General features: G+C 53.9%; 8 protein-coding genes. 4 read left to right on the top strand and 4 right to left on the bottom strand.

What is annotated here, in order from left to right:
* Positions 1–115: 115 nt before the first annotated feature.
* From ACO0LM_RS09890 to nirB, 4 genes are read right to left on the bottom strand one after another with little or no spacing between them, the layout of a single operon-like run.
* Positions 116–586: a GNAT family N-acetyltransferase gene (locus ACO0LM_RS09890; RefSeq protein ID WP_423036611.1), complete on the bottom strand. Its 471-nt coding sequence runs from the start codon at positions 584–586 to the stop codon at positions 116–118.
* 36 nt (positions 587–622) lie between these two features.
* Positions 623–3,388 (bottom strand): molybdopterin-dependent oxidoreductase, encoded by a 2,766-nt coding sequence (locus ACO0LM_RS09885; RefSeq protein ID WP_423036609.1) that lies wholly within the window; start codon positions 3,386–3,388, stop codon positions 623–625.
* A 55-nt stretch (positions 3,389–3,443) separates the two neighbouring features.
* The gene (gene nirD, locus ACO0LM_RS09880; protein WP_423036607.1) at positions 3,444–3,788 is read right to left on the bottom strand and encodes a nitrite reductase small subunit NirD; all 345 of its coding nucleotides are present in this window, start codon (positions 3,786–3,788) and stop codon (positions 3,444–3,446) included.
* 28 nt (positions 3,789–3,816) lie between these two features.
* Positions 3,817–6,246 (bottom strand): nitrite reductase large subunit NirB, encoded by a 2,430-nt coding sequence (nirB, locus tag ACO0LM_RS09875; protein ID WP_423036605.1) that lies wholly within the window; start codon positions 6,244–6,246, stop codon positions 3,817–3,819.
* Between the two features lie 369 nt (positions 6,247–6,615).
* Between nirB and ACO0LM_RS09870 the strand changes: the two genes are divergently transcribed.
* From ACO0LM_RS09870 to ACO0LM_RS09855, 4 genes are all read left to right on the top strand, one after another.
* Positions 6,616–7,830 (top strand): nitrate/nitrite transporter, encoded by a 1,215-nt coding sequence (locus tag ACO0LM_RS09870; RefSeq protein WP_423036603.1) that lies wholly within the window; start codon positions 6,616–6,618, stop codon positions 7,828–7,830.
* Positions 7,831–7,853: 23 nt separating this feature from the next.
* The gene (locus ACO0LM_RS09865; RefSeq protein ID WP_423036601.1) at positions 7,854–9,566 is read left to right on the top strand and encodes a protein kinase domain-containing protein; all 1,713 of its coding nucleotides are present in this window, start codon (positions 7,854–7,856) and stop codon (positions 9,564–9,566) included.
* A 175-nt stretch (positions 9,567–9,741) separates the two neighbouring features.
* Entirely contained in the window at positions 9,742–11,850 is a 2,109-nt protein-coding gene (locus ACO0LM_RS09860) for an EAL domain-containing protein (protein WP_423036599.1), read from the top strand.
* Positions 11,851–11,860: 10 nt separating this feature from the next.
* The gene (locus tag ACO0LM_RS09855) at positions 11,861–15,307 is read left to right on the top strand and encodes a PAS domain S-box protein (protein WP_423036597.1); all 3,447 of its coding nucleotides are present in this window, start codon (positions 11,861–11,863) and stop codon (positions 15,305–15,307) included.
* Positions 15,308–15,473: the final 166 nt, after the last annotated feature.

Raw genomic sequence — 15,473 nt, 5'->3', positions numbered from 1 at the left:
GCAATGCAGGATTTTAACCATGCTTTCATTTGGGGCAATGTCGCGGAGCTCAGGCGAGCATGCAGGCTGCCCGACTGTCAGTTGCGGGTGGGGCAATGACGATTCAGATTCTGATTCAGGCCAGCAGATTTTTTTCCATGAAGATACTCAAGGGGTCTTCTTCATAATCACCAAAAGCGGCCCGTTCGGCATAACCAAGGCGGAAGTACAGGCCCAGGGCCTCGGGTTGCTTGATGCCGGTTTCCAGCCTGGCGACGCGTATATCATGGGCCAGCAAATAATCTTCCAGCGCCCGCATGATGAGCTTGGATAAACCCTTGCCACGAAATTCATCCGGCACAAACAGACGTTTGATTTCGCCATAGCTCAATTGGGCATCGTCATCAAACAGTATCTTGACAGCACCGCATGCAGCCAGTTCTTCATCGATGTGGCAGCCGAAAAACATCACATTGTCTTGCGCCAGTGCGGTGACGCTTTCGAGGTGATTGCTTTCGGCCGGATAGAGCGCAGCCATATAAGCATCAGACAGGGCGATCAACCTGCCAGCCGCGTCTGATGCCGGGTCCAGTCTTTCTACCTTCATTTTCTGTCAGGGTTTGTTCGACCAGGGTTCCACATGTCATGCCGCCTTTTGCTGGACACCGATGCTGATTATCTTCTTCAGTTCAGGTACACAAGAGCCACAGTTGGTACCGCACTTCAGTTTGCCCTGCAAGGCAGTCAATACGTCGGCTGGCAAGCCGTCCATGCCGCTCAGCGCTGCATTGATTTCTGTATCGGTCACGTTCAGGCAACTGCAAATCACTTTGCCGCGTGCAGCAAAGCCCTGCGGTGGCGTGGTGCTTGGCATCAGCAACAAGCGTCCCAACCTGGCGACGGGTTCCTGCGCCTGCAGGAAATCCTTGAGCCAGCTTTCAGCAGTGACATCACCGGCCAGCGCCACGGCAGCCAGGCTACCGTCTTTCACCAGGATATGACGCGACACGCTGCGTCGTTTGTCGTCATAGCGCAAAACATCAGTGCCAAGGATGCCGAACAAGTGTTCGATTTTTTCCAGCACGTCACCGGCCACGGCTTCTTCATTGGCAGCGCGGAAAATAACGCCGACTTTGTCGCGGCCAAACGGGGTGCACGACGCATAGGCAAATTCGCGCATATACGGTCGCAAGGCAGTCTGTACCTGGTATGCATCTTCACTATCGAGCCAGGCAAATACCACGAAACGCCAGGGCAATTCGGCCTTCAGTATCTTGACGGCAGCGGCTTTCAGTTCCGGCTGTTTGGAACTGGGGTCGATTGCCGGTGAGGTCAGGGCATTCACGCCATAGCTGGCATGCTGTGCATGGCCACGACCGGATACATATTCTTCACCCCAGTGCATGGCGATGAAAACCTGACCGGCACGCTGCTCGTCACTTTCAACGATGGGCAAAATAACGGTGCCACGACGGCTGCTGACGTGTACCAGATCGCCAGTCTTCAGGAAGCGTCTTTGCATGTCCGTGGCTTCCATGCTAATGCCAGGTTCGGCCACGTGGGCAAACAGTTGCGCCACGGTGCCGGTGCGGCTCATGCCATGCCATTGATCACGCAGGCGGCCGGTGTTCAATGAGAATGGATAACGCGCATCAACAGCATCCTTGACCGGCTGATACACGGTATTGACGAAACGTGCGCGACCGCTGGCGGTAGGGAAGATACCGTCTTCATACAAACGCTGCTTGCCCATGCTGGCACCAGCCGGGTAAGGCCATTGCTGTGGCCCCTGCTGTTCAAGTATGGCATACGACAGGCCGGTGATGTCGAGATCACGGCCACGGGTGCTGTCGCGGTGTTCATTCCAGACCTGTTCGTCGCTGTCATAAGCAAAGTTTGCCGGGGACTTGTCCAGCAAGGGCGCCAAAGCTTGCGCAAACTGGCTGGCAATTTGCCAGTCGTGCCTGGCTTCGCCTGGTGCGGGTATGACAGGGCGCACACGCGATATGCGACGTTCTGAATTGGTGACGGTGCCGGTCTTTTCGGCCCAGGTGCTGGCTGGCAAAAGGATGTCGGCATACGGCACGGTGGCGGTGCTGGCATAGGCTTCCTGCACGATGACCAGTTCGGCTTTTTGCAAGGCTTCGCGTATCAGGTTTTGCTCAGGCATGGATTGCGCCGGATTGGTACAGACTATCCAGATAACCTTGATTTCACCCTGCCTGACCGCTTCAAACATTTCCACTGCGGTTTTACCGGGTGTGGCTGGTACGTCATCGACGCCCCAGTAGGCAGCTATTTCTGCGCGATGCGCCGCATTGCCAAGATCGCGGTGGCCAGACATCAGGTTGGCCATGCCGCCGACTTCGCGTCCCCCCATGGCGTTTGGCTGCCCGGTCAGGGAAAACGGCCCCGCGCCTGGCTTGCCGATTTGATGGGTAGCCAGATGCAGATTGATCAGGGCCGCATTTTTTGCAGTACCCGACGAAGATTGATTCAAGCCCTGGCAATACAACGACAGGCTGGCTTTGGACTGGCCAAACCAGCGTGCTGCCTGTACCAGATCGGCTTCCTTGATGCCACAGGTCTTGGCCACGGCTGCCGGCGTGTAGTCACGCACGGTTTGCTTGAGTTCGGCAAAGCCTTCGGTATGCGCCTGGATGTAGTCGATATCGATCAGGTCTTCCCACAGGCACAGATGCAGCATACCGTTGAACAGGGCAACATCGGTACCGGGCAAAATCGGCAGGAACAAATCGGCTTCGCGAGCAGTATCGGTACGGCGCGGATCAGCAACAATCACTTTCAGGGCTGGATTTTTTTCCCTGGCCTGTTCCAGGCGGCGATACAAGATAGGATGGGCATAAGCCGTATTGGAGCCAACGATGAAAATCACTTCAGCCAAGTCTATATCTTCGTAACAGGCAGGCGGTGCATCAGCACCCAGCGTCTGTTTGTAACCAGCTACGGCACTGGACATGCACAGGCGTGAATTGCTGTCGATATTATTGGTGCCTATCAGGCCCTTGGCGAGTTTGTTGAAGACGTAATAGTCTTCGGTCAGCAACTGGCCGGAAATATAAAAAGCCACACTGTCGGGGCCGTGCGCCTTGATGGTGTCGGCAAACTTGCCGGCCATGCTGGCGATGACAGTATCCCAGTCACTGCGCTGGCGTGTCTGATCCCGCCCAGAAGATGGCGCCCGCATTTCGGGATAAAGTGCCCTGACCTGTTGCTGTATCATGGCATCTGCCGACAGATGCAGGGTGCTGCCTTTGCTGCACAGGCGGCCAAAATTGGCTGGGTGATCCGGGTCACCACGTACCCCCACAACCTGCCCGCCTTCGCTTTCAATCACTACACCGCAACCAACGCCGCAATAACAACAGGTAGATTTGGTTTCAGTCATAAACGCCTTTAAGTGCTCGCTGCATCACCAACATAGGTGATGCAGCGCATTTTTCCTAAGCCTCTACTGCGAGCGTGCGCAACTCATTTGCATCCAGATATACCTGATCTGCATCCACTTTCAAACTGAATTTTTGCGTGCAGCCTTCATCCGGTGCAATTGCACAGCCAGTGGGTAATTCAATATTCCAGTTGTGCAGTGGGCAAGCCACTTTTTCACCAAAGACGATACCTTGTGACAAGGGCCCACCCTTGTGTGGACACTTGTCCAGCAAAGCAAAAACCTTGTTTTCACTATTCCTGAAAATGGCCACATCCGGTTTGGCGGCACGGGCAACTACCCGTGCACCCAGTACGGGTATATCTTCAACACGACAAATTACTTGCCAATCCTGACTCATGTTTCTTTTCCTCTCAACTAAAACGGCGTTATGCTGGCAAGCGTTCAAACTGACGTGTATCGACCTGGGCTTTTTCTGGCTCATGCCATGGGTCAGACTCACCTTCCAGTGCAAACAGCAGACGCTGATACAGGTCTTTGCGACGCTCGTCGTCTTCCAGTATGATTTTCTTCACATAGTCAAGACCAACGCGGGCGAGGTAATGCACGGTACGTTCCAGATACCAGCCTTCTTCACGATACAACTGCAAGAAAGCGCCTGTATATTCCATGACTTCTTCATGGGTTTTCAGTTTGACCAGGAATTCTGCAACTTCGGTTTTGATACCTCCATTGCCGCCTACATAAATTTCCCAACCGGAATCAACACCGATGACACCGACGTCTTTGATACCAGCTTCGGCGCAATTACGCGGGCAACCGGATACAGCCAGCTTGACCTTGTGTGGCGAATACATGCGTGCCAGTTCGCGCTCCAGTTGCTGCCCCATGAGGGTGGAATTTTGGGTACCGAAGCGGCACCATTCACTGCCCACACAAGTTTTTACGGTGCGCAGGCCCTTGGCATACGCCAGGCCGGATGGCATGCCCAGATCTTGCCACACGGCGCGCAAGTCTTCTTTCTTTACGCCCAGCAAGTCGATACGCTGACCGCCGGTGACCTTGACGGTCGGTATCTTGAACTTATCAACGACATCGGCAATCCTGCGCAATTCGCTGGCATTGGTTTCACCGCCCCACATGCGCGGGATGACGGAGTAAGTACCATCCTTCTGGATATTCGCGTGTGAACGTTCATTGATGAAACGCGATTGCGGATCATCCTTGGCTTCACGCGGCCATGTAGAAATCAAATAATAATTGAGGGCAGGACGGCAACTGGAGCAACCGTTAGGTGTGCGCCAATCCATGAATTCCTGTACGCCAGCGACGGTCAACAGCTTGTTGGCCTTGATGGCATCACGCACTTGCTGATGGCTATGATCAGTACAAGAGCACATGGGTTTGACTTTCGACGCAGTCGAATAATCACCACCGGCAGTAAACATGATGATCTGCTCGACCAGGCCGGTACAGGAACCGCAGGATGCCGATGCCTTGGTATGCTTGCGCACATCATCCAGCGTGAACAAACCTTTTTCCTTGATGGCCTTGACGATGGTGCCCTTGCAGACACCGTTACAGCCACAGACCTCGGCCTCATCCGGCATGGCCGCAGCCTTGGTATGGCCTTCATGGCCGACGTCACCGGTATTCGATTCACCAAACATCAGGGAATCGCGGATTTCGGAAATGTTCTTGCCTTCGCGCAGCAATTTGAAATACCAGCTGCCATCCACGGTGTCGCCATACAGGCAGGCACCGATGAGCTTGTCGTCTTTCACCACCAGCTTCTTGTAGACGCCACCTATGGGGTCAGACAAGATGATTTCTTCGGTATCTTTACCACCCATGAATTCACCGGCAGAAAACAGGTCGATGCCTGTCACTTTCAGTTTGGTGGATGTGACTGAGCCCTGATAACGACCAATACCAAAATTCGCCAGGTGATTGGCGCAGACCTTGGCCATTTCAAACAAAGGTGCAACCAGACCGTACACTGTGCCGCGATGATTGACGCATTCACCGACAGAATAAATACGCGGGTCATAGGTCTGCATGGTGTCATTGACGATGATGCCGCGGTTGCAGTACAGGCCGGCAGATTCTGCCAGGGCTGTGTTCGGGCGTATGCCGACAGCCATGACGATCAGTTGCGCCGGGATTTCCAGGCCATCGGTAAAACGTATGGATTTCACATGGCCATTCTCGTCACCGGTAATGGCTTCGGTATTTTTTTCAAGCAGGAAATTCAGGCCACGGTCTTCCAGGGATTTTTGCAGCATCTTGCCGGCAACAGGGTCCAACTGACGTTCCATCAACCAGCCAGGCAGATGCACGACAGAGACACTCATGCCGCGCATTTTAAGACCATTGGCAGCTTCCAGCCCCAGCAGGCCGCCACCAATGACGACGGCGTGCGTATGTTTTTCGGCTGCGTCTATCATGGCATTGGTGTCATGAATATCGCGGTAGGCGATCACGCCCTTGAGGTCTTTGCCAGGTACCGGCAGCATGAAAGGAGTGGAACCAGTCGCCAGCAGCAGGCGGTCGTATTCGGTCTGGGTGCCATCTTCGGCAATCACGATGCGTTTGTGACGATCGATTTTGGTGATTTTTTTACCGAGGTGCAGGGTGATATTATTTTCTTCATACCAATCGACATCATTGAGCATGATGTCCTTGATAGTTTGCTCACCCGCCAGCACCGGTGATAACAGGATGCGGTTGTAATTGGCATAGGGTTCTGCACCAAAAACGGTAATGTCGTACAAATCCGGGGCAATCTTGATCAACTCTTCAAGGGTACGCACACCTGCCATACCATTCCCGACCATCACTAGCTTTAATTTCTTCATGGCTGCTCCTTTACATGTCTCCGCGATCTATAAGCAAGAGCAATGCCAGTTCGAAATTTCCGGGAAAACAACTTTTCCCGCTTTATTCAGTGCGCACCAATATAACCATATATAAAATAGCTTTGCACAGGGAAAACCAACAATTACTCAATCCCGTGATAAGTAATGCCACTTACTGAAGCGCAGCATAAAAAACCCTGGTTTTACACAAAATGAGCAGGCCAAACTAGTGCACTGCACCATTTAATTTACGCAACGCACGTTTTTCGCGCATTTTGTGCCGGATTTAATCATTGGTCGCTGCATATCCTGCACAATTTGATGGCACGGCACTTGCAAGTGGCATGATCGTTCATCATTGGAGCGATCATGCAAAAAACATCATTCTGGAAAGCTGGCCATCCGCCAACCCTGTTAGCGTCTTTCTTTTACTTTGACCTGAGTTTCATGGTCTGGGTTCTGTTAGGCCCCTTGGCGATACAGATATCCAAAGACCTGGGGTTGACAGCGGCACAAAAAGGCCTGATCGTTGCCACGCCTTTGCTGGCTGGTGCACTGTTACGTATCGTGATGGGTATTCTGGTTGATCATCTGAAACCTAAAAAAGCTGGCCTGATAGGTCAGGTCGTGGTGCTGGTTGGTCTGTGCTGGGCCTGGCTGGGCAATATACACAGTTATGAACAGTTGCTGTTCCTGGGTGTGATCCTGGGCGTGGCCGGTTCTGCCTTTGCCGTTGCGCTGCCGCTGGCGTCACGCTGGTATCCGCCAGAACATCAGGGTACGGCGCTGGGCATTGCCGGCGCGGGCAATTCCGGTACTGCTTTTGCTGCACTGTTTGCGCCGGCACTGGCCATCGCTTACGGCTGGTCGAATGTGTTTGGACTAGCCCTGATCCCGTTATTGGTGGCACTGATTGTCTACCTGGTGTTTGCCAAGGACGCGCCGGGTGACACAGCCAGCAAATCACTGGGTGAATACCTGGCGGTGCTGAAAGACAAGGATGCCTGGTGGTTCATGTTCTTTTATAGCGTGACCTTTGGTGGTTTTTCTGGCCTGGCATCGTCACTGACCATTTATTTCAATACCCAATATGGTTTGTCACCGGTACAGGCCGGTTATTTCACGGCTGCCTGCGTTTTTGCCGGTTCACTGGTGCGCCCGTTTGGTGGCCGCATTGCTGACCGCATCGGCGGTATCAAGACGCTGTCGGTGATGTACACCATTGCTGCAGCCTTCCTGTTTATTGCTGCGACTGGCTTGCAGTCATCCGTGGCGGCTGTGATTGTCTTTGTGATCGCCATGCTGGCACTGGGTACCGGCAATGGTGCAGTGTTCCAGCTGGTACCACAACGCTTCCGTAAAGAGATGGGCGTCATGACCGGCCTGGTTGGCATGGCCGGCGGCATAGGTGGTTTTTACCTGGCGGCCAGCATGGGTTACTCACGCCAGATCACCGGCAGTTATCAACTGGGCCTGTCGATTTTTGCCGGCCTGGCCATCGTCGCCCTGCTCGGTTTATCATTGGTCAAGAAACGCTGGCGCACCACATGGGGTTCTGCCGCCATGACCACTGCAAAAATCTGATCACCTGAAGGTCATCCCACACCATGCCTCTTATCGTCACCACCGGCTATCAGTCTGTCGCAGGTATACGCAGTCGTAATGAAGATTTTGTCGGCATGGTGACGCCGGGTGAGCCGGAACTGTCAAGCAAGGGCATGATACTGGCCGTCGCCGATGGCGTATCCGGCAGTGAAGGCGGGCGTGAAGCGGCTGAATATGTGGTACGCGGTTTGCTGACCGATTACTACGCCACCCCGGACACCTGGGAAGTGACCACGGCACTGGAAAAAGTCGTGGTCGCCATGAATAGCTGGGTGCAGCAGCAAGGCTCGGTCAGGCGCGAGCTGGCAGGCATGGCCACCACCCTGACCACCCTGGTCTTGCGCGGACGCATGTATTACAGCGCCCATGTCGGCGATACCCGCTGCTATCTGCTGCGTAATGACCACTTGCAGAAACTGACGCAGGACCATGTCTGGGACAGGCCAGAAATGCAGCATGTACTGACGCGCGCAATCGGCCTGGATTCACATCTGGTGATCGACCATGGCATGGGTGAATTGCGTGCCGGCGACGTATTCCTGCTGGCCAGTGACGGCGTCTGGGCAGCCATCAGTGAATATGACCTGAGCGATTTCCTGCGCCAGGTCAGCGCCCAAAGCCTGAGCCCGGAACTAGCCTGCACCGCATTATGCGAAGCCGCGATGAAGGCCGGCTCACAAGATAATTGCAGCGCCCTGGTGGTGCGTGTGCAAGAACTGCCGGAAGGTGACTTGCGGGATGCCATTACCGAATTGCATGTCTTGCCGGTACCGCCCCGCATGAAGCCCGGCCAGATGCTGGATGGGTATGTGATTGATGAAATCATGCATACCTCGCAGACCACCCTGCTATACCGCGTGACCGATCCGGTACATCATCGCAAGCTGGTGTTGAAGACCCTGCACCCTGACCGTGCCACAGATGCCCAGGAGCGCTCAGCCTTTGCGCATGAAGCCTGGCTGGCGAAACGCGTGGTCGCCCGCTTTTTCCCGCAGGTGATCACACCTGAACAAAGAAATTACCTGTATTACCTGTCCACCTGGCATGCCGGCGATTCACTGCAAAGGCGGCTGGATGCCGGGCAGCACTTTACCGTACCCGAAGCCGTCGTATACGGTGGCAAACTGGTGCGCGCCGTCGGTGCCCTGCACCGGCGCAGCATATTGCATAGGGACATCAAACCGGCCAATGTGCATCTGGGTGACGATGATGAAATCCGCATCCTTGATCTGGGCGTGGCGCAGTCCGGCTTTGACAGCAAGGATAGCTCGCAGGCCAGCAATTTCAATCTGGCCGGCACACCTTCTTTTCTGGCCCCGGAACAATTCCAGGGTGAACCACCATCCCGGGCAACCGATATCTATGCTACCGGCGTCACCCTGTATTATCTGCTGACGCGGCATTATCCGTATGGCGAAGTCGAGCCTTTCCAGCGACCCAAATTCGGTGATCCGGTAACACCGGGGCGTTACCGCCCTGACTTGCCGCACTGGCTGGAAAATGTTTTGCTGAAAGCGATTGACCGCGATCCGCAAGACCGCTTTGAAACCGCAGAAGAATTTCTGCTGGCGCTGGAACGTGGCGCCGCCCATCCCCTGCCCGCCCCTAGTATCAAGCCGCTGGCCCAACGCGACCCGCTGTCGCTCTGGCGTACCCTGGCTATCATCTCCATCGTTGCCAATCTCTTGCTGGCGTATCTGCTGATCGCACGTTAAACAAAACACCATTCGCGCTTATGTGCTTATGTGCATACGCTGCTGCATGATGCATACTGCAACTGTTTGTTGAAACTCAGTCCATAAATAAGGCAGAGTGTGAACAACGATATTGCCCTCATAATTAATAGTGTATTAACATTGGGCAGATATTCACTTGTAGACTGAGCTTGCCATGCGTAACAGCTTTGACCACCTGATACATGTACTGGGCCTGCGCCGCATAGGGGTAAGGCTGGCGCTTAGCTACGCCTTGTTGCTGGGGCTGTTCACCATCGTCCTGTTGTTGCCAATCTCGCAAATTCGCAAGATGACGGTGCAGAGTGAAAAATTTGCAAGCAAGGAAATACAAAGCCTGCTGTATGTACAGGAATTAAGTTTATCCACAGAAAATGTCGGACGCGCCCTGTTGCAATTGCTGACCGTACCGTATGAACAACGCATACATGAATATGCTGCCGTCGACGAAAAAAATCGCCAGATCGACAAACTCATCACTGCTCTCGAAGCCTCGCTGAGCGACGACGAGCAATTGCAGAACCTGAAAACCCTGAAAGAAAAACGCAATATCTACCAGCAAAACTATATTGTCACCGTCAACCAGTTGGAAGATGAAGGACAGGAAGCCGCCAAATCCACCTTTCTTAAACAGGTGCAGCCGGCACTGGGCGATTTGTTGCAGGAATCAAAAACCTTTCTGAACCGTGAACAGAAATTGATACAACAACACCAGGCCGAAGCCCAGCAAGACTTTGAACGCACCGGCGTGATGGTGGCCCTGCTGTCAGGCGTTGCGGTGCTGGTGGCTGCCGTTCTGGCCTGGCTGACGACCCGCAGCGTGGTCCGGCCACTGGCACGGCTGCAGGCCAGCGCCCTGCAAATCGCCAACGGTGACTACCAGACGCGCGTCACTCCCAGCAAGACAGAAGAAGTGGCACGGGTAGGCGAAGCCCTGAATGCCATGGCCACCGCCATCGGCATACGCGAACAAACGGTCGAGCACCTGGCTTACTATGATCCCCTGACCGACTTGCCCAACCGCACCTTCATGCTGAAAACCCATGATGGCCAAGGTGAACCGCATCAGGGCTTGGTACTGATGGACCTGGCACGCCTTAAAATCATCAATGAAACCCTGGGTTTTGATACCGGCGATACCGTCATCTACGACGTGGCCAGCCGTCTCAAATCGGTAGTCAGCCAGGACCAGGGCGAGCGAAAACCATGGCTGGCAAGACTGGCTGGTGGTGCCTTTGCCATACTGTGTTTCAACACCAGCAAAACCGCCATGGAAAGCCTGCATCAGCGCATAGATGCCGTCTTGGCTGAACCGGTCAAGTGTGCCCAGCATTCTGTCGATGTCAGCCTGGTGTATGGCCTGGCCATCACCATCGACACTGCACTGCCATTGATGACCCTGATACGCAATGCCGAAGTGGCCCTGTATGCTGCCAAGCGCAGCGCCAGTGCAGCAGCCTGGTATACCGATGCACAAGAGGCTTCACGTCTCAGTCATTTAAGCCTGCTGTCCGATCTGCGTTCTGCCGTCAGGGATTCAGAGCTGCAAATGTGGCTGCAACCCAAGCTGCATCTGGACGATGGCAAAGCCTATGGTTTTGAAGCCCTGGTACGCTGGCAGCATCCAACCCGTGGCTTTATTTCACCGGCAGAATTTGTCCCCTTTGCCGAACGTACCGGCTATATCAGCATGCTGACCATGTGGATGCTGGAACAAGCCATCACCACCCTGCTTGGCTGGCAACACGCGTATCCTCAGCAAACCATCGCCGTCAATGTCAGCACCCATGATTTGCGGGATGACAGTTTTCCAGACCAGATCGCCGCCCTGCTACAACGCCATGCCGTCAACCCGGCCCTGCTGAAACTGGAAATCACTGAAAGCGGTATCATGGAAGACCCTGACAGCACGATACTCTTGCTCAAGCGCTTGCGTGATATCGGGCTGGATCTGTCGATTGATGATTTTGGTACGGGTTATTCTTCGCTATCGTATTTGCAGCGCCTGCCTGTCAGCGAATTGAAAATAGACCGCAGCTTTGTGACGCATATCGATGCCCAGCCCAGCACCCAGAGCCTGGTCAGGGCCATCATCGCGATGGGCCATGGGCTAGGGCTCAGTGTCATTGCAGAAGGTATAGAAACTGCCGCAGAACGCGAAACCTTGCGTCTGTTGGGCTGTGATTCCATGCAGGGCTATTTTGCCAGCAAACCACTGCATGGCGCAGCCCTGCAAACATGGTTGAGCAATTTACCGGTGAACTGAACAATTTTTCATGCAAGCACCCGCACTCCCAAACGATGAAACCATACGCCTGCAGACGCTGCAGGCATGTGCCATCCTTGATACCCCGGCAGAAGAGCGCTTTGACAGGCTGACACGACTGGCAAGACATCTGTTTCAGACCCCCATGGCCCTGGTGTCGCTGATCGACACTGACCGCCTGTGGTTCAAGTCACACCAGGGGATGGATGCCGTGCATGTGCCAAGGGATATCTCGTTTTGCGGCCATGCCATCCTGTCACACGACGTGTTGTATGTGCCAGACACCAGACTGGATTTGCGTTTCTCTGACAACCCGCTGGTCACTGATGCCCCCCATATACGTTTCTACGCCGGCGCACCGCTGCGGGCCAGGAATGGCCAGCGACTGGGCACGCTGTGCATCATGGACAATGTACCCAGAACCCTGAGCCAGGATGACCTCACTGCCTTGCGCGACCTGGCCGATTGCGTGGAACACGAATTTTCCCGAGAAGAACAGCAACGCCAGCACCATGCCTTGCTGGCATTGACCGAGATTACCTCGCTGTCGTATCAAGACCCAGAAAACCTGTTGCGACAGGCCCTGGAAATGGCCTGTGATTATCTGGGCATCAGTACCGGACACATCGTCAAGATAGAAGACGGGATGTGTGAAATCATCCTGCGACAATCCGGTGATGATCGTTTCCATGAAGGCGAAAAAATCCCGCTGACCAAGTCGTTTGCCGCACTCACCCTGGCCAGCAATACCGTCTTTCACATTGCAGACGTATTTGACAGTCCCTATCTGCGTCACCCGGGTTATACACAACTGGGTGTGGTCTGCTATATCTCGGTCACGCTGTACATGAATGAACGCCAATACGGCACCCTGAATTTTTCTGATGTGCATGCGCGCCTGTTTCCGTTTTCGGATGTGGAAATTGAATTCGTGCGTTTACTGGGTGACTGGGTTAGCGGTGTCCTGAAACGCCAGGAACTGGACCGGCAGTTGCAACAGCAGCGCTTGCTGAGTGATGCCATCGCCAAAACCCAGGTGCTATTCATCAGCGAAAGCGATCAGGAAAAAGGCTTCGAATCCCTGCTGACTGCCACCCTCAACCTGAGCGCCAGTGAATGCGGTTTCATCAGCGAAGTTTTTCACGACAAGCAGGGTGAACTCGTCCTGAAATCGACCGTGCTGGCCTGGAACACCAATGACGAACTGACTGTAGGTACGCCGCTGGTGCAGGAAGTGCAAGACCAGTTGTCACAGCATCTGACAACACTGTTTGCTGCCCAGGAAAATGCCGCCCAGACGCCGTTGTTGCTAACGCCGGAACTGGCAAAACTGGATATCATTTTTCCAGAACACCTGAGACCACTTAACAACTTCCTGGGCATCCCCGTCCATTACGATGGCGAACTGATTGCCATCGTCGGCATTGCCAATCGCCAGCATGATGCCAAGGTCGATGCCGACGCTGAAGCGGCGGATAAGTATGCAGATGATGCATTGATCGCTTTTCTCAACCCCCTGTTCAGCACACTGGGTCAATTGATCAGTGCTGCCCGCGTACAAAAGCACAGGTATGAAACCGAACGTCAGTTGGCGAATGTCATCAAGGGTACCAATATCGGGACCTGGGAATGCAATATCCTCACCGGTGAAACCATCTACAACGAGCGCTGGGCAGAAATGCTGGGCTATACCCTGGCTGAACTCAGCCCCACCACGGTAAATACCTGGCTGAACCTGTGTCACCCGGAAGACCTGAAAGTGACCAGTGCGCTGATCGAACAGCACTTCCGTGGCGAGATCGAATATTTTGATCTGAAAAGCCGCATGCGACACAAAGATGGACGCTGGATCTGGATACATGATCGCGGTTGCGTGGTCAGTTGGAGTCCTGATGGGCAACCACTGATCATGTCGGGCAGCCATGCCGACATCACCACGCAAAAAGAAGCCGAAGCAGAACTGGAACACGCCTACGAGCTACTGGAAAAATCAAATGCTGCTGCCCGCATAGGCACCTGGGAACTGGATGCGCAAACCCGGGAATTACACTGGAGTAAAGTCACCCGGCAAATCCATGAAGTGGATGACGATTTCAGTTGCACGGTAGAACATGCCATCAGTTTCTACAAGGATGAAAGCTACCAGAAAAAAATAACCCAGATGGTGGGTGATGCCCTGCGCGAAGGCAAAGCCTTTGATACCGAACTGTGCATCGTCACCGCACGCGGCAATGAGCGCTGCGTGCATGTCATCGGCTTCCCGCAGTTTGAAGACAATGTCTGTCTGCGTCTGTACGGTACCTTTCAGGACATCAGTGAAAGAAAAGCGGCCGAAGAATCCCTGCGGGATCACGCGGCCCATACCAGCACCATCGTTGACAATGTGCTGGATGGCATCATCACCCTGAATGAAGATGAATATATACTCAGCGTCAATAATGCTGCAGCCAATATTTTTGGGTATGACATTGATGACCTGCCCGGCCAGCACATACGCCAGTTGATGCCGCAGGTATACGCCGCCCCGGCAGTTGAAGATGCCGCAGTCACTGACAGCAAGCAAGATCAAGAAGAACAGCAGGCCAATGCAAGCAGCGTCAAGGATATGATCGGCATAGGACGCGAAATCACGGGCCGCAAAAAAGATGGCAGCCTGTTCCCGCTTGATGTATCCATGTCGGCCGTCAAACGCCAGGGAAAACCCCTGTACATAGGCTTGATACGCGACATCACAGAACGCAAACGTATCGAACAGATCAAGAATGAATTTATATCTACCGTCAGCCATGAGCTGCGCACGCCGCTGACATCCATCTCTGGCGCACTGGGTTTGATATCGGGTGGTGTGCTTGGCAAATTTCCGGATCGCATCCAGCAGATGCTGGACATTGCCATTAAAAATTGCCTGCGCCTGACCTTCCTCATCAATGATTTGCTGGATATGGAAAAACTGTCGGCAGGTAAAATGGTATTCCATTTCCAGACCGTAGCGCTATCCGAGATCTTGATGCAGGCCATAGAATCGAATCAGACTTTCGGCGCGCAACGCCACGTATCACTGTACCTGGCACGTTCGGTTCCGGCTGTCAGTGTGTCGGTAGATACGCAAAGATTCATGCAGGTGTTGTCCAACCTGCTGTCGAACGCCATCAAATATTCGCCAGAAAATGGTACGGTGGAGATCACCGCCACAGCCAATGAACGCCGCGTGCGCATCAATGTGATCGACCATGGTGCGGGTGTGCCGAATGAATTCAGGGACAGGATATTTCAAAAGTTTGCCCAGGCAGATTCATCGGATACCCGACAGAACGGGGGTACCGGGCTGGGACTGGCAATTACCCGGGAACTGGTCGAAAGAATGGATGGCAATATCGGTTTTGAATCGCGCCCGGGGCGCGGAGCCAAGTTCTATATCGACCTGCCTATCTCACCCAAAGAGCCAGCTACCTCGTGAACTGTACCTGTGCAAGAGTCAATGCTGCACTAAAAGGATGCGAGCACTAGCTCCCCCTGCCCTGAATACCATGTATCGCTAGCAATAAGCGTCGCTATGGCATCAATGCAAAAAGTTTTCATTTGCGCGATACCAGATAAACCACTACCATAGAATTCGCATCTTA

The sequence above is a fragment of the Undibacterium sp. Di26W genome (assembly GCF_049340265.1).
Taxonomy (GTDB): Bacteria; Pseudomonadota; Gammaproteobacteria; order Burkholderiales; family Burkholderiaceae_D; genus Undibacterium.
This window is presented reverse-complemented; position numbering and strand designations above follow the sequence as displayed.